This window comes from Rugamonas rivuli (assembly GCF_009380165.1).
Lineage (GTDB): Bacteria > Pseudomonadota > Gammaproteobacteria > Burkholderiales > Burkholderiaceae_D > Rugamonas > Rugamonas rivuli.
In genome coordinates this window covers 1-15,116 of the sequence record NZ_WHUF01000008.1, presented here as the reverse complement: position 1 = coordinate 15,116, position 15,116 = coordinate 1, and the positions used below count along the sequence as shown (strand labels likewise).

General features: G+C 63.3%; 12 protein-coding genes and 1 rRNA gene. 5 read left to right on the top strand and 8 right to left on the bottom strand.

Annotated elements, in window-relative coordinates:
- Window positions 1–40 precede the first annotated feature (40 nt).
- From GEV01_RS25420 to GEV01_RS25410, 3 genes are read left to right on the top strand one after another with little or no spacing between them, the layout of a single operon-like run.
- On the top strand, window positions 41–490 hold the full coding sequence (locus GEV01_RS25420) for an acyl-CoA thioesterase (protein WP_152808388.1): 450 nt from the start codon (window positions 41–43) through the stop codon (window positions 488–490).
- Window positions 491–501: 11 nt separating this feature from the next.
- A complete protein-coding gene (locus GEV01_RS25415; protein WP_152808386.1) occupies window positions 502–2,076 on the top strand; it encodes an alkaline phosphatase D family protein in 1,575 nt (524 codons plus the stop codon).
- A 54-nt stretch (window positions 2,077–2,130) separates the two neighbouring features.
- On the top strand, window positions 2,131–2,427 hold the full coding sequence (locus tag GEV01_RS25410) for a hypothetical protein (RefSeq protein WP_152808384.1): 297 nt from the start codon (window positions 2,131–2,133) through the stop codon (window positions 2,425–2,427).
- A gap of 40 nt (window positions 2,428–2,467) precedes the next feature.
- Here the strand turns inward: GEV01_RS25410 and GEV01_RS25405 are convergent, their stop codons facing one another.
- The 4 genes from GEV01_RS25405 to GEV01_RS25390 all read right to left on the bottom strand — a co-directional run bounded on the left by GEV01_RS25405 (window position 2,468) and on the right by GEV01_RS25390 (window position 9,238).
- Window positions 2,468–4,138: a long-chain-fatty-acid--CoA ligase gene (locus GEV01_RS25405; protein ID WP_152808382.1), complete on the bottom strand. Its 1,671-nt coding sequence runs from the start codon at window positions 4,136–4,138 to the stop codon at window positions 2,468–2,470.
- Between the two features lie 3 nt (window positions 4,139–4,141).
- A complete protein-coding gene (locus GEV01_RS25400; protein ID WP_152808379.1) occupies window positions 4,142–5,833 on the bottom strand; it encodes a long-chain-fatty-acid--CoA ligase in 1,692 nt (563 codons plus the stop codon).
- A gap of 189 nt (window positions 5,834–6,022) precedes the next feature.
- Window positions 6,023–7,150, bottom strand: a complete 1,128-nt coding sequence (locus tag GEV01_RS25395) for an aminopeptidase (protein ID WP_152808377.1) — start codon at window positions 7,148–7,150, stop codon at window positions 6,023–6,025.
- 9 nt (window positions 7,151–7,159) lie between these two features.
- On the bottom strand, window positions 7,160–9,238 hold the full coding sequence (locus GEV01_RS25390; protein ID WP_152808375.1) for a molybdopterin-containing oxidoreductase family protein: 2,079 nt from the start codon (window positions 9,236–9,238) through the stop codon (window positions 7,160–7,162).
- A gap of 148 nt (window positions 9,239–9,386) precedes the next feature.
- On the opposite strand from GEV01_RS25390, the gene GEV01_RS25385 reads away from it, so the two are divergent.
- On the top strand, window positions 9,387–10,580 hold the full coding sequence (locus GEV01_RS25385; protein ID WP_152808373.1) for a M20 aminoacylase family protein: 1,194 nt from the start codon (window positions 9,387–9,389) through the stop codon (window positions 10,578–10,580).
- On the opposite strand, the gene GEV01_RS25380 is transcribed toward GEV01_RS25385, so the two are convergent.
- On the bottom strand, window positions 10,577–11,473 hold the full coding sequence (locus GEV01_RS25380) for an NAD(P)-dependent oxidoreductase (protein ID WP_268878375.1): 897 nt from the start codon (window positions 11,471–11,473) through the stop codon (window positions 10,577–10,579). The two genes, GEV01_RS25385 and GEV01_RS25380, sit on opposite strands and share 4 nt — an antisense overlap.
- Window positions 11,474–11,589: 116 nt before the next feature.
- Here GEV01_RS25380 and GEV01_RS25375 point away from each other — a divergent pair, with 116 nt between their 5' ends.
- Window positions 11,590–12,135, top strand: a complete 546-nt coding sequence (locus GEV01_RS25375) for an acyloxyacyl hydrolase (RefSeq protein WP_152808369.1) — start codon at window positions 11,590–11,592, stop codon at window positions 12,133–12,135.
- 45 nt (window positions 12,136–12,180) lie between these two features.
- On the opposite strand, the gene GEV01_RS25370 is transcribed toward GEV01_RS25375, so the two are convergent.
- The 3 genes from GEV01_RS25370 to rrf form a co-directional block, all read right to left on the bottom strand.
- Entirely contained in the window at window positions 12,181–13,368 is a 1,188-nt protein-coding gene (locus tag GEV01_RS25370) for a L,D-transpeptidase family protein (protein WP_235914583.1), read from the bottom strand.
- A gap of 41 nt (window positions 13,369–13,409) precedes the next feature.
- Window positions 13,410–14,837 (bottom strand): L,D-transpeptidase Cds6 family protein, encoded by a 1,428-nt coding sequence (locus GEV01_RS25365; RefSeq protein WP_152808364.1) that lies wholly within the window; start codon window positions 14,835–14,837, stop codon window positions 13,410–13,412.
- A 159-nt stretch (window positions 14,838–14,996) separates the two neighbouring features.
- Window positions 14,997–15,109: ribosomal RNA gene (rrf, locus tag GEV01_RS25360) — 5S ribosomal RNA — on the bottom strand.
- Between the last annotated feature and the right edge of the window lie 7 nt (window positions 15,110–15,116).

Below are 15,116 nucleotides of genomic sequence, written 5' to 3'. Positions count from 1 at the left end.
GTTCAATCCCGGTAATTGTAGCCCTTCAAGAGAATTCACGATGACCACGTCCCAAAACCCCACTCCCATCAAAGTCGAAACCGTCAACCGTGGCCTGCCCGCAGGGAAAATGCCGGAATTGCGCATGATGCCGGCGCCCTCGGACGCCAATGTCTACGGGGACGTATTCGGCGGCTGGATCATGGCGCAGGTCGACATCGCCGGCTCGCTGCCGGCCACGCGCCGCGCCAACGGCCGCGTCGCGACCATCTCGGTGAACTCCTTCGTGTTCAAGAACCCCGTGTTCGTCGGCGACCTGCTGTCGTTTTATGCTGATATTGTCAAGGTTGGCAATACGTCCATTACCGTCAACGTCGAGGTGTACGCTGAACGCAATCGCCTGCAAGCCTGCACCGTCAAAGTCACCGAAGCCACGCTGACCTACGTCGCCACCGATTCGGACCGCAAGCCGCGCAAGGTGCCGCCTATCGAAACGCTGATCCGTTCCTGATCCGCAGCGGCATGCAACAGCCCCGCCGCGCCTTTCTCCATACAGCCGGCCGCCTCGCTGCGCTGGCCGCCTCGTGCGGCGCCGGCGGCATCCAGGCCGCGCCTTCCAGCGCCAGCAATGCCTATCCGTTCAGCCTCGGCGTCGCCTCCGGCTCGCCGCTGCCGGACGCCGTCGTCATCTGGACCCGCATCCTGCACGATCCGCTGAACGCCGCAGCCACGCCGCCGCTGGCGTTCAGCGTTCGTTGGGAAGTGGCCGAGGACGAACGCTTCAGCCGCATCGTCGCCAAGGGCGCTGCCAGCGCCGCTCCGGAGCTGGCGCACAGCGTGCACGTCGATGTCACCGGCCTGGCGCCGGCGCGCTGGTACTGGTACCGCTTCATGCTGGGCGACGCCGTCAGCCCAACCGGGCGCACACGCACCGCGCCCGCCGCCGGCACCATGCCGGACCAGCTGAAACTGGCCGCGGCCTCCTGCCAGCACTGGGAGTTCGGCAGCTACGCCGCGCACCGCCACATCGCGGCCGCTGCGCCCGATCTGGTGGCCTTCCTGGGCGATTACATCTACGAGTGGGGACCGTACCAGCTCAGGCATCCGCAAACCGCGCTACGGACCGCTGAGAGCTTCACGCTGGCCGACTACCGCGCCCGCTACGCCCAGTACAAGACCGACCGCGATCTGCAAGCCGCCCACCTGGCTGCGCCGTGGATCGTGACCTGGGACGATCACGAAGTCGCCAACGACTACGGCGGCGACCGCGACGAGCGGCTGGACCCGCGCTTCGCCGAGCGCCGCGCCGCCGCGTATCAAGCCTTCTACGAACACATGCCGCTGCGCCTGCCGCCAGCCGACTTCGCCCGGCTGCGCATGTACCAGCGCTACGACTGGGGCCGGCTGGCGCGCTTCCACGTGCTCGACGACCGCCAGTACCGCTCGCGCCACGCCTGCACGCCGGCCGGACGCGGCGGCTCCAGCTCGGTGCTCAAACGCGACTGCGCCGAACTCGGCAATGCAAGCCGCACCATGCTCGGCGCGGAGCAGCAGCGCTGGCTGGAACAGGGACTGGCGTCATCGCAGGCGCGCTGGAACATCCTGGCCCAGCAAACGCTGATGGCGCAGAACAGCCAGCTGCCTATCATCAAGGAATCCGACGGCCGCTTCTGGACCGACGGCTGGGACGGCTACCCGGCAGCGCGCCAGCGCCTGTTCGACGCGCTGCACACCAGCAAGGCCGCCAATCCGCTGATACTGGGCGGCGACGTGCACAGCTTCTTCGCGGCCGAGCTGAACCGGATACCCACGCGAGAGCGTTCGGCCGCCAACCCGGTCATCGCCACGGAGTTCGTCGGCACATCGGTGACGTCGCCGTCACGTCCGCAGGCGCGCACCAAGCAGTATGTCGCGATGAACCACAGCATCAAGTATGGCCGCAGTGACAAGCGCGGCTTCATGCTGCTCAACATCACGCCGACCGACACCACCGTGCTGTTCCTGGCACTGGACGATGTGCACGATGCGGCCAGCCCCATCGGCACGGCCGCCAGCTTCCTGGTGCGCGGCGGCCAGCCTGGGCTGCATAGCGCTTGAATCGGGGCCGACACCGCCTATACTGGCTAGACCATCAACGTATGGAGGCGCTACATGTTGAAAGTCACTGAGAGTGAAATAGCTCAGGAGCTCGATAGCTATTTGCACCGTGCTCTGACACAGACGATAGTTGTGGAACAGGCCGACCGCGATCCCGTGGTTGTGCTGTCACTGGCCGAGTTTGAAAGGCTGCAGGATGTCGACGACGAGCACTGGGCCGCATGTGCCCGCAAGGCCAATGTCGAAGGCTACATCGATCACGATCATGAGGTGCGCCAGCGACTGGCCGCCGCCATGAAGGACAAACGGCTCGCCTGCATCAAGAAAGGGCCGCGTTTCGACCACCACTAGCTAAAAAAAATCGCCTGTCTCAGCAGGCGATTTTTTCTTGTTACGCTGCGACTTTTTCGTCGCGCAGCTGACGGCGCAAAATCTTGCCGACGTTGGTCTTCGGCAGCTCATCACGGAACTCGATGTACTTCGGCTTTTTGTAAGCGGTCAGCTCGTGCTTGCAGAAGTCCAGCAGCTGCTCGGCGGTCAGGTTAGGATCCTTGCGCACCACGAACAGCTTGACGGCCTCGCCCGAGTTCTTGTCCGGCACGCCGATGCACGCCACTTCCAGCACGCCCGGATGCGACGCCACCACGCCTTCCACTTCGTTCGGATACACGTTGAAGCCGGACACGATGATCATGTCCTTCTTGCGGTCGACGATGCGCGTGAAACCCTGCTCGTTCATGATGCCGACGTCGCCGGTCTTGAAGAAGCCGTCGGCCGTCATCGACTTGGCGGTTTCTTCCGGACGGTTCCAGTAGCCGGCCATCACCTGCGGGCCGCGGATCGCGATCTCGCCGGTCTGGCCCAGCGGCAGCGCGTTGCCGTCGTCGTCCAGGATGCAGACGTCGGTCGATGGAATCGGCAGGCCGATGGTGCCGGTGAATTCCTTGATGTCCACGCGGTTGGCGGTGGCCACCGGCGAGGTTTCCGACATGCCGTAGCCTTCGATGATCGGCGTGCCGGTCAGCTTGAGCCAGCGGTCGGCCACGGCCTGTTGCACGGCCATGCCGCCGCCGTTGCAGACCGAGTACGACGAGAAGTCCAGCTTGGCGAACTCGGCGTTGTTGAGCAGCGCGTTGTACAGCGTGTTCACCGCAGGGAACACGGCCACGCGGTACTTGGCCAGCTCCTTGACGAAGCCGGGGATGTCGCGCGGATTCGGCACCAGCAGATTCATGCCGCCCATGCGCATGCCCATGAAGGCGCTGATGGTCAGCGAGTAGATGTGGTACAGCGGCAGCGCGCACACGAACACCAGCTGCTCGGCCTGCGGCTTGAACTGCAGCCAGGCTTCGTTCTGCAGCACGTTGGCGATGATGTTACGGTGCAGCAGCACGGCGCCCTTGGACACGCCCGTAGTGCCGCCGGTGTATTGCAGGAAGGCGATATCGTCATGGCCCTGCTTGACCGGATTGAGCACCAGGCGCGAACCCTCTGCCAGCACCTGCTTGAACGACACGGCAGTCGGCAGCGAGAACGGCGGCACCATCTTCTTGACCTTGCGCACCACGAAGTTGACCAGCGTGCCCTTCAGCGTGCCCAGCATGTCGCCCATGGTGGCGACGATCACGTGCTTGACCTGGGTGTGCGCGACCACCTGCTCCACCGTCGTGGCGAAGTTTTCCAGCACGATGATCGCTTCCGAACCGGAGTCCACCAGCTGGTGCTGCAACTCGCGCGGCGTGTACAGCGGATTGACGTTGACCACCGTGTAGCCGGCGCGCAGGATGGCGGCCATCGCCACCGGATATTGCAGCACGTTCGGCAGCATGATGGCCACGCGCGCGCCCGGCTTCAGGCCCTTGCTTTGCAGCCAGGCGCCCATTTGCAGCGACAGCTTGTCGAGCTCGCCGTAGGTCAGGAACTTGTCCATGCACACGTAGGCGTTGCGGTCGGCATACTTGCGGAACGACTCTTCCAGCAGGTGCGTCACCGAACGGTACTGCGTGCTGTCGATCTCAGCGGGCACGCCTTCGGGGTAGGACTTCAGCCAAATCTTTTCCATGTCTTATGCAGCTTTCTTGTTCTGGCCGGGAGGTTCATCGCGCAGCATGCGCCGCAGGATTTTCCCGACGTTGGTTTTGGGCAGCTCCTCGCGGAACTCGATATATTTTGGCTTTTTATAGCCGGTAAATTGTTCTTTGCAGTAGGCCATCAACTGCTCGACCGTCAGGTTCGGATCCTTGCGCACCACGAACACCTTGACCGCTTCGCCCGAGTGCTCGTCCGGCACGCCGATGCACGCGCACTCCAGCACGCCAGGGTGGGCGGCGATCACGCCTTCCAGCTCGTTCGGATAGACGTTGAAGCCGGACACCAGGATCATGTCCTTCTTGCGGTCGACGATCTTCACGAAGCCGTTCTCGTCCATCACGCCGACGTCGCCGGATTTGAAATAGCCGTCGGCCGTCATGACCTTGGCGGTTTCGTCCGGACGGTTCCAGTAGCCGGCCATCACCTGCGGACCGCGAATCGCGATCTCGCCCGGCTGACCCAGCGCCACTTCATTGCCGTCGTCATCGAGGATAGCGATGTCGGTCGACGGCACCGGCAAACCGATGGTGCCGGTGAAGGCCTGGCTGTCGGCGCGGTTGCAGGTAGCCACCGGCGACGTTTCGGACAGGCCGTAGCCTTCGATGATGGATACGCCCGTCACCTTCAGCCATTTATCGTTGACGGCCTGCTGCACCGCCATGCCGCCGCCGTTGCAAATCTTCAGCGCCGAGAAATCCAGGTTGCCGAACGACGGATGATTCAACAGCGCGTTGTACAGCGTGTTCACCGCCGGCAGCATGTTGAACTTGTACTTGCTCAGCTCCTTGATGAAGCCGCCGATGTCGCGCGGATTCGGGATCAGGATGTTCAGCGCTCCCACCCGCGTGCCCCACATCGCGCAGCAAGTCAGCGCGAAGATGTGGTACAGCGGCAGCGCGCAGACGATGGTGATCTGCTCGGTCACATTGCCCAGCGCCGGCTTGGACCAGGCCTCGTTCTGCAACAGGTTGGCCACCAGGTTGCGGTGCGTCAGCGTGGCGCCCTTGGACACGCCGGTGGTGCCGCCCGTGTACTGCAGGAAGGCCGCATCGGTAGGCTCCAGCGATACCGGCGTCAGCTTCATGCGGCCGCCCTGCGACAGCGCATCCTTGAAGCGCACCGCGTTCGGCAGCGAGAACGGCGGCACCATCTTCTTGACGTTGCGCACCACGAAGTTGACCAGCGCGCCTTTAACGCCGCCGAGCATCTCGCCCATGCTGGCCACCACGATGTGCTTGACCTGCGTGCGGCCCAGCACCTGTTCCAGCGTGGTCGCAAAATTTTCCAGGATCAGGATGGCTTCGCTGCCCGAATCGTTGAGCTGGTGTTCCAGTTCGCGCGGCGTGTACAGCGGGTTGATGTTGACCACCGTGTAGCCGGCGCGCAGGATCGCGGCGATGGCGATCGGATACTGCAGCACATTCGGCATCATGACGGCGACCCGCGCGCCCTTCTTCATCCCGCGGCTTTGCAGCCAGGCGCCCAGGCGCTTGGAATACGCGTCGACTTCGGCATAGGTGAGGAATTTGTCCATGCAGACGTAGGCGTTGCGGTCTGCGAACTTGTGGAAGGATTCTTCCAGCAGCTGCACCAGGGAGCGGTACTGCTCCGTGTCGATGTCCGTCAGCATGCCGGGCGGGTACGACTTCAACCAGATTTTTTCCATCCTGTGCCTCGTGTCTCGAATTATCGTTGTAAGGTCCGGCGCACAGTGCCGGTTCAGGGTCGGTGATTCGTCTATGCGAACTTCCGGAGCCTACTTATGACGATGCTATCGGGCAGCAAGCTCAGACGCAAGCGCATTTAACCATATTTGAAGGCGGCTTCTAACCGCTTTTTATGCTGCGCTGCAGCATCAATGCAGGCCTTCCGGCGGCGCGTCCGCCTGCTTGCTGGTCTCTGCATTGAGCATTACGGGGCGGCCCAGTTGCTGCAGCTGCTGCTGACGTTGAACTAGATCAAGAGAAGCTAAATTTTGCACTGCACCATAAAATCGCACGAACGTTCGTTCCTGCTTCAGCAAGGAACGGAAGGCGGGCAAATAATCGTGGTAAGTTCCCACAGCGCTGAGGTGGGCGTTGGTCAGCGGCTCGGCAAACCAGCGGTCGTAGCCGGCGTAGCCGCCCCAGCTGTCCTTGAGCTTCTGGTACTCGGTTTTCAGGTGGGCGAAGATGCGCGCCTTCTCCGCCCGCTTGTGGCGGGTGCTGGTTTTGGCGGCGTAGGTGTCGGCCAGCATCTTGCGGTGGCTCACCAGCAGTTCGAGGAAATCCTGACGGCGCGCGTTGTAGCGGGTGTAGGCCTCGCGCATCGGATCGGTGCCGTACAGTTCCAGCCAGCGCGCCACGCCGGCCTCCTCCACCGCCGTCGCGAAGCCTTCGTTGAATTGGGAATCGCCCGGCACGTACACCACCTGGTGCGCCAGTTCGTGGAACACCATGCGCGCCAGCTCGGCATCGGAATAGTTGATGAAGGTCGACAGCAGCGGATCGCTGAACCAGCCCAGCGTCGAGTAGGCTGGCACGCCGCCCACCTGCACATCGTTGCGCTCCTTGCGCAGCTCGTCGGCGTAGGCCATCGCGTCTTCCTTGCTGTAGTAGCCGCGATAGCTGACGCAGCCGGCGATCGGGAAGCACCACTGGATGGGACGCAGCGACAGCTCCGGCGTCGCCACCACATTCCACAGCACGAAGGGACGCGTCAGCGCGGCATAATTTTTGTAGCTGGCGTTGTCGGGCAAGCCCAGTTCCTTGACGGCGAAGCGGCGTATTAACAACGCTTTTTCCAGGCGGGCCTTGAGCTGGGGATCGGTGCTGGGATCGCCCAGCCAGTCTTCAATCGGACGGGCGTCCGACCACAGCGCATACTGGCCCTGGGCGGCCTGCATGTAGTACTTGAGTTGAGCGCAACCGGCCAGCAGAAGTGCTGCGCAGCCCGCCGCCAACCAGTATCTGGCGCGGACGATTCGGCGGGCTAGGTTGCGCATACATTACCTTCAAGCAGCGACTCTTTCGACTTGTACCAGTGTATCGTAAAAAGTTGGCGCGCGGCCCATATCAGTCAACTGTTGGCTGGTAACCTCATTGGCGTTCTTGCCATCCCTGCCTAGCTTTTTCCACCATACTGACAAGCCTACAACGAGGCCCGCCCGCGCCTTGTCCGTGACCCTCGCCTTGGCGATGAAAGTGCCGCGGTCATTGAAGATGCGGACCATGTCGCCGTCGACGATGCCGCGCGCGGCGCTGTCGGCAGGATGGATGTCCAGGTGCGGCTCGCCCTCCGCCGAACGCAGGCTTTTCACGTTGACGAAGCTGGAGTTGAGGAAGTTGCGCGCAGGCGGAGAAATCATCGCCAGCGGAAACCGTTTAGCCAGTTCCGGATTGCTGGCCACCGATTCGTACGGCGGCAGATACGTGGGCAGCGGATCGAGGCCGTCGGCCTCCATCGCGGCGGAATAAAACTCGCACTTGCCGGACGGCGTGGGGAAGCCGCCCTGCGCGAACGGTGCATCCGGCACATTGAGTTTTTGCCAGCCCTTCTGCTTCAGCGATTCCCAATCGAAGTTGACGGCGCGGACGTCCTGCGCATCGAAGGCCATCGCCGCCAGCTGGTCGTCGCTGTCCTGGAAGCACGGATCGTCAAAGCCCATGCGCGCTGCCAGCAGGCGGAAGATCTCGGTGTTGGCCTTGGCCTCGCCCATCGGCGCGATGGCGGCGTTGTTGGCCATCATGTACAGGTGGCCGTAAGACGTGTGGGTGTCGATGTGCTCCAGCTGCGTGGTGGCCGGCAGCACGATGTCGGCGTAGTCCACGGTGTCGGTCTGGAAGTGTTCCAGCACCACGGTGAACAAATCCTCGCGCGCGAAGCCGGCCATCACCTTGGCAGAATCCGGCGCGATCGCCAACGGGTTGGCGTTGTAGACGATCACCGCTTCCACCTCCGGCCCGAACTCCGGCGAGCTGGCGCGCAGCAGGTCGTCGCCGATGGTGGTCATGTTGATGGTGCGCGGCTGGTTCTTCAGCAGGTCCGGCCGTTGCAGCGCCGCCTTGTTGGTCGGGAACGAACCGCCGGACGACAGCTGGATGCCGCCGGCCGGATGGCGCCAAGCGCCCACCAGCGCCGGCAGGCAAGCCATGTTACGCACCGACATGCCGCCGCCGCGCACGCGCTGCACGCCGTAGTTGGTGCGGATCGCCACCGGTTCGCCAGCACGCGCCATCGAGCCGTACAAGCGCGCCAGCTCGACCACCTCGGCCACGCTGATGCCGCAGGTTTCGGCGGTGCGCTCCGGCGTCCACTCGGCTGCGCGTTGTTTCAATTGTTCGTAGCCCAGCGTGTACTGCGCGATGTAGTCGTGGTCCAGCAAATCTTCGGCGATCAGCACATGCATCAGACCCAGCGCCAGCGCGGCGTCGGTGCCTGGCAGCAGCGCGATGTGCTGGTGGCACTTCTCGGCCGTCAGCGAGCGGTAGGGATCGATGGCGATCAGCTTGGCGCCGTTGCGCTTGGCTTCCTGCGCGCGCGTCCAGAAATGCAGGTTGGAGGCGATGGGATTGCCGCCCCAGATGATGATCAGCTTGGCGTTCTGGAACTGCTCCATGTCGATGCCGATCGAGCCGCCTATCGTGTACTTGTAGCCGGTAAAGCCGGCCGTCGCGCAGATGGTGCGGTCCAGCAGCGAAGCGCCGATCTGGTTGAAGAAGCGCGACGACATCGACTCGCCCTGCACCAGCCCCATCGTGCCGCAGTAGCTGTACGGCAGGATGGCTTCCGGCGCGCGCGCCGCAATGGCTGTGAGCTTGCTTGCGATGGTGTCCAGCGCCTCGTCCCAGCTGATGCGCTCGAACTTGCCCTCGCCCTTTTTGCCGACGCGGCGCAGCGGATGCAGCAGGCGGTCCTCATGGTAGGTGCGCTCGGTGTAGCGCGCCACTTTGGTGCACAGCACGCCGACGGTGGTCGGATGGTCGGGGTCGCCCTTGACGGCGGTCGCCACGCCATCCTCCACCGTCACCAGCAGCGCGCAGGTGTCGGGGCAATCATGCGGGCAGGTCGCGCGGACTTGTGTCGTTGTCATGTCAAACGCCTAAAAAACGTGGATGCAAAGCAGTATGGTAATCGATACCGGGACGATACCGCCGGCGCTGGATTTGTTTGCACGACAAGGGCTACAATGGCTGATCTCGATGCCCAAAAGGCAAGCGAACCCGATATTGGAGAAGCAGATGAAACTAGTAGATCCCATCATTGCATTTCAATCTGAAATACAGCAAATCCGGCGTGACCTGCACGCCCATCCCGAGCTGTGCTACGAAGAAAAACGCACCTCCGAAGTCGTCGCCGACAAGCTGGCCGAATGGGGCATCCCCGTAATACGCGGCCTGGGCCTGACCGGCGTGGTCGGCATCATCAAGAGCGGCCATTCCAAGCGCGCCATCGGCCTGCGCGCCGACATGGACGCGCTGCCGATGCAGGAAGTGAACACCTTCGCGCACGCCTCGCGCCATCCCGGCAAGATGCACGCCTGCGGCCACGACGGCCACACCGCCATGCTGCTGGGCGCGGCCAAGCATCTGGCCGCGCACCGCAATTTCGATGGAACGGTTTACCTCATTTTCCAGCCGGCCGAAGAAGGTGGCGCCGGTGCGCGCCGCATGATCGAGGACGGCCTGTTCGAGCAATGCCCGATGGATGCGATCTACGGCATGCACAACTGGCCGGGCGCTCCGACCGGCACGATGAGCGTGGTCGAAGGACCGATGATGGCCTCCAGTAACGAGTTCTACGTCACCGTCAAAGGCAAGGGCGCGCATGCGGCCCAGCCGCACAAGGGTATCGACCCGGTGATGGTGGCAGTGCAGATCGCGCAGAGCTGGCAGACCATCATCAGCCGCCAGAAGAGCCCGCTGGATACGGCCGTGCTGTCGATCACCCAGATCCATGCCGGCAGCGCCACCAACGTGATCCCCGACGAGGCCGAACTGGTCGGCACGGTGCGCACCTTCACCCAGCCGGTGCTGGACATGATCGAGCAGCGCATGGAAGAAATCGCCAAGCACACGGCGGCGGCCTTCGGCGCCGAAGTGGAGTTCAAGTTCCGCCGCAACTATCCGCCGCTGGTCAACCACGCGGCCGAAACCAAGTTCGCGGTGGAGGTGATGAAGTCGGTGGTGGGTGCGGACAATGTCGACGACAACGTCGAGCCGACCATGGGCGCGGAAGACTTCGCGTTCTTCCTGCAAGCCAAGCCGGGCTGCTACGTCTTCATCGGCAACGGCGAGGGCGAGCACCGCGACGGCGGCCACGGCCTCGGCCCATGCGTGCTGCACAACGGCAGCTACGACTTCAACGACAACCTGCTGCCGATCGGCGCCAGCTTCTGGGTGCGCCTGGCCGAGCAGGCGCTGCCCGCTGCTTAAGCCAACCGGTCCGGGGCGGTGCCGACGCGCTGGCCCGGATTCAAAGCCTCCAGTCCCAGCAGGGCCGCCGAATGGTCGGCCTGCGGGATGGTTTCCGCCAGCGCCTGGTAGCGCTCCGTGACCAGCTGCGTCACCGGCAAGGCGACGCCCGCCGCTTCCGCCGCCGCCAGGATATTGCGCTGATCTTTCAGCTGCGTCTTCACCTGCCCACCGGCGACGAAATTCCGCTCCAGCATGCGCTGGCCGTGCACATCGAGGATTTTGCTTTCGGCGAAGCCGCCGCGTATGGCCGCGCGCATCGCCGCCGGATCGGCGCCGGCAGCCTGCGCCAGCAGCAAGGCTTCGGCCACGATGTTGATGGTGGCACCGACGATCAGCTGATTGCACAGCTTGGCCACCTGGCCGCTGCCGGCCGGGCCCACCAGCGTCGGCCGGCCCATGGCCGCCAGCACCGGCTGCAGCTCGGCGAAGTCTTCCGCGCTGCCGCCCGCCATGATGGCCAGCGTGCCCGCCGCCGCGCCGCCGACGCCGCCCGACACCGGCGCATCGACAAAACGCCGGCCCTGCGCCGTCAGCAGCGCGTGGAATTCCTGGGCTTCCGATTGGCGGGTCGAACTCATGTCCACCCACAGCGCGCGCGGCGCCAGCGCCGGCAAGGCGTCCTGCATCACCGCGCCGACAACAGGGCCAGCCTCCAGCATCGAGATCACGATGTCGGCATTGCGGACCGCCTCGGTCAATTCAGCGGCCGCGCGGGCGCCGGCATCGGCCAGCGCGGCGGCCTTGGCATAGGTGCGGTTCCATACCGTCACCGCATGGCCGGCCGCCAGCAGGCGGCGCACCATCGGATCTCCCATCAAGCCAATACCGAGAAAGGCAATTTGCGTAGACAATTCCAACTCCTGAGGTAGTCAAAATGGCAGCCCCGCCGGAATATTTTCCAGAACCCCGGTACAATCAGGACAGCCGTATACAACTGAGATACAGCATTAACATTAGCAAGGATACTATGTTCGCGAAAAAAATGATGGCGGCTGTGGCCGCACTGATGGCCATGCAGGGTGCATATGCCGACGACAAGCTGGTCGACTCCGTGGCGATCGACTACGGCAATGCCGCCAAGGTACAAATGGTGCGTTTCAGCGCCGCCAAGGATTGGAATGCGCGCTGGTTCCAATCGAACGGCACCCACTTGAGCGGCTACTGGGAAGCCAGCGCCGGTTTCTGGAACCAGAGCCAGTACCAGAATATTTCGGGCAAGTCCGCGAGCCTGTGGGACGTCGGCTTCACCCCGGTGTTCCGCTTTGAGAACGACAACAAGAAGGGCCTGTACTACGAAGGCGGCATCGGCGTGCACCGCCTGTCCAAGCTGTACGACAACGACACCTATCGTTTGTCGACCCACTTCCAGTTCGGCGATCACATCGGCATCGGCTACGTGTTCGACAACAACTGGGAAATCGGCGGCAAGATCCAGCACTTCTCGAACGGCGGCTACAAGAAGCCTAACACCGGCGTCAACTTCCTCGAAATCAAAGCGGCTTACCACTTCTGATGAACAAAGGCCCTGCATGCAGGGCCTTTTCTTTTATACCTTCGTTTAGACGTTCGATTCGGCGACGATCTTCCAGTTCTTGCCTTCCTTGGCCCAGTACTGCTTCTTGCGCACGGCGTGGCGGAATTTGCCGACCACGATCTGCTGCGTGAAATTGCTGACGATGACTTCCTCCTGGCTAGGCTGACGGAAGTAGCTCGGCTCGGTGACGGTGACGCTGATCTTCTTCGCACCCGGCAGGAAACGGTTCTTGTCCAGCCACGCGCTCACATCCTCGTCGGCCGCCGATTTGAAGCGCGGCGAATACAGCGCGCGCAAACCGGCCTCGTCGCGGTTCTCGACATCGCGGCGCCAGGTCTCCACCAGCGCACTGGCCACGCGCAGGTCGCGCTCCATCTGCTCCTTGCTGACGAACTCCACCTGATCGCCGATCAGGATGGGCGTCTTGCCGATCTCCACCGTGCGCGTCAGCGTGTTCAAGTCGTCGTTGCTGACCACCACGCAGCCGTCGGTCGACAGCGGCGGACGGCTGAAGGTTTCCGGCGGCGTACCGTGCACCCAGATGCCCGAGCCGCTGCGGCCCTGCACCTTGTCCCAGTCGTTCGGATAATCGAGCGGCAGCGCGCCCTTGCCATACATGTCGGGCAGCTTGACGCCGGGCAGATGGCCGATGATGTAGTACACGCCCACCGGCGTGCGCATGTCGCCTTCCTTCAGCTTGTTGATGCCGAGCTTGCCTTGGCTGACGTAGAAGTCGGACAGCAGGCGGATCTGGTCGTTGCGGTTCTCGTACAGGTACAGGCGCGAGTGCTTGGCGTCGACGATCAGCGCGTGCTTCTGGTCCTTGCGCATCTGCAGCAGCGCGCGCGGCAGCAAGGCCGGCGACGGCCTGCCAGGCTCAGCCTGCATGCGCACGGCGGCCTCGCGGCGCAGATCGGCCAGCTTGCCTTCCGCCCCTTGCGGCGCGGCGTCGCCCAGCGCCGTGACGGCGCGGGTGTGCATCAGCAGGATATCGCCGCGGACCAGGTGGCCGAGGCGGAAATTGGGATAGGCCGCGACCAGCGCATCGGCCTTTTGCTGGGCTTCGCGCAGGTTGTGCTGGGCCAGCTCCCTGTAGATATCGGAGAGCTGCTCTTCCGGGTTGGCTTTACGGACGACTGGCGCCCGTAACGGCTTTTTTGCGGCATAGCTGGCCTCTCCCCCCAATCCGACGAGAAGGAGCGCGCACAGCAAACCACCTGCCCGCCAGTGTTTCGAAAATCTAAAGTGTGACATCAGCTACCCGAGGACTCCTGCTTGATCTGCCATTTTCCACCATTTTTGACCAGCACGAGCGTCTTCCGGCTTTTTGCGGTGAGACGGTCGGATTCATAGGTCTGGCGGAAGGTGACTTTGGCCGTGTTGCCGTTCACAAGCACTTCCGGCCCGCCCACTTCGACGCGGATGCGGCCCTTGCCTTCGATACGAGCGCGGCGCTCATCAGCCCATGCCTTGCGCGACAAACCTTTCGGCGGCTCGAACTCGTGGCTGTAAAAGCCCAGGTAGGAATCGACGTTCTGCGCGGTCCAGGCCTTGGCCCAGCCATGGACCTGGGCCAGCACGGCGTCGCGTTCGGTGGTGTCCGGCTTGGCGGCTTTTTCGGGTTCAGGCTTGGCCGGTTTGGACGCTTCCACTTTGGCAGGCTTGGCAGGCTCGGCCTGGGCAACCACCACCGGTGCGGTTTTCGCTGGCGCTGGAGTTGGCGCAGGCGCGGGCTTGGGCGGTTCAACCTTGGCGATGACCGGTGCCGGTGCAGGAGCCGGCGCCACAGGCTTGGCGACCACTGGTGCAGGTGTTGGAACCGGTACCGGTGCAGCGACAACTTTCGCTGCGGGTGTAGGCGCCGGCACTGGCGCCGGTGCGGCGACAACCTTGGCTGCAGGCGCTGGTACTGGAGCTGGCGTCGGTGCCGCAGCAACTTTGACGGCCGGTGCCGGCGTCGGCGTCGGCGGCGTGACCGACAGCGCCGGTATGCGTTGCAGCATGGTCGACTTGCCGGTATCCGGAGGAATTTGCGAGATCAGCGGCGGCGCGGCATTGGCGGCGGCACGCGGTGGCGCAGCCTGAGCCAATTGCGGCGCTGGCGCAGCAGCCGGCACGGCGTTATCCGGCACGGCAAACTTGGCGCCGGTAGTGGTCGAGAAGTTGCGCAGCAAGGTCAGCTTGGATTTGGCCGGCGGCGCATTGTTCGCGCCCAGCGCCAGGGCCTTGTCGTAAGCCTGGCTGGCCATCTTGCCGTAGACGTCGCCCAGGTTCTCGTAGGCCGTCATATAGCTTGGATTGGTGCGGATCGCCTTCTCCAGCGACACGCGCGCCTTGTCGTACTGGCCGCTGGCCGCGTACAGCACGGCCAGGTTGTTGTACGGCTCCGGCAGGTCTTTAAAGTCCTCGGTCAGCTTGGTGAAAACGGCGATCGCCTCGTCCGACTTGTTCTGCTCGGTCAGCAGCACGCCTTTCATGAAGCGCATCTGCGGATCGGCAGGGTGTTTGCTCAGGTATTCATTGGTCTTGTTCAGCGCCTCGACAACCTTGCCGGCCTTGGCCAGCTTGCTGACGTCGGCCATCTCGTCGGCCCGCGCGGGCGTGATCGCAAGGATGGTTGCCACGATGCCGGCGGACGCCAGGGCACGGTACAGCGGGGTTGGGGCTGTCTTATTTTTCATTGAGGTCTGAAGCAAGCGCGAAAGAACACATGGTACACCTTTCGTTTCCCCAGATCAAAATCTAGCTTGTATCTTATATGCCTCTTTTCGCCACAAAAAAACACGCCAGAATGCGAAAAACCCCACCAGGATCACCTGGTGGGGTTTTTCTAATAACTAGCCTGACGATAACCTACTTTCACACTGGTTGCAGCACTATCATCGGCGCAGAGTTGTTTCACGGTCCTGTTCGGGATGGGAAGGGGTGGGACCAACTTGCTATGGTCATCAGGCATTGAC

Excerpts from the sequence above, each read along its gene's own strand:
- GEV01_RS25420 (WP_152808388.1), top strand. The coding sequence starts at position 41 with ATGACCACGTCCCAAAACCCCACTCCCATCAAAGTCGAAACCGTCAAC.
- GEV01_RS25415 (WP_152808386.1), top strand. The coding sequence starts at position 502 with ATGCAACAGCCCCGCCGCGCCTTTCTCCATACAGCCGGCCGCCTCGCT.
- GEV01_RS25410 (WP_152808384.1), top strand. The coding sequence starts at position 2,131 with ATGTTGAAAGTCACTGAGAGTGAAATAGCTCAGGAGCTCGATAGCTAT.
- GEV01_RS25405 (WP_152808382.1), bottom strand. The coding sequence starts at position 4,138 with ATGGAAAAGATTTGGCTGAAGTCCTACCCCGAAGGCGTGCCCGCTGAG.
- GEV01_RS25400 (WP_152808379.1), bottom strand. The coding sequence starts at position 5,833 with ATGGAAAAAATCTGGTTGAAGTCGTACCCGCCCGGCATGCTGACGGAC.
- GEV01_RS25395 (WP_152808377.1), bottom strand. The coding sequence starts at position 7,150 with ATGCGCAACCTAGCCCGCCGAATCGTCCGCGCCAGATACTGGTTGGCG.
- GEV01_RS25390 (WP_152808375.1), bottom strand. The coding sequence starts at position 9,238 with ATGACAACGACACAAGTCCGCGCGACCTGCCCGCATGATTGCCCCGAC.
- GEV01_RS25385 (WP_152808373.1), top strand. The coding sequence starts at position 9,387 with ATGAAACTAGTAGATCCCATCATTGCATTTCAATCTGAAATACAGCAA.
- GEV01_RS25375 (WP_152808369.1), top strand. The coding sequence starts at position 11,590 with ATGTTCGCGAAAAAAATGATGGCGGCTGTGGCCGCACTGATGGCCATG.
- GEV01_RS25365 (WP_152808364.1), bottom strand. The coding sequence starts at position 14,837 with ATGAAAAATAAGACAGCCCCAACCCCGCTGTACCGTGCCCTGGCGTCC.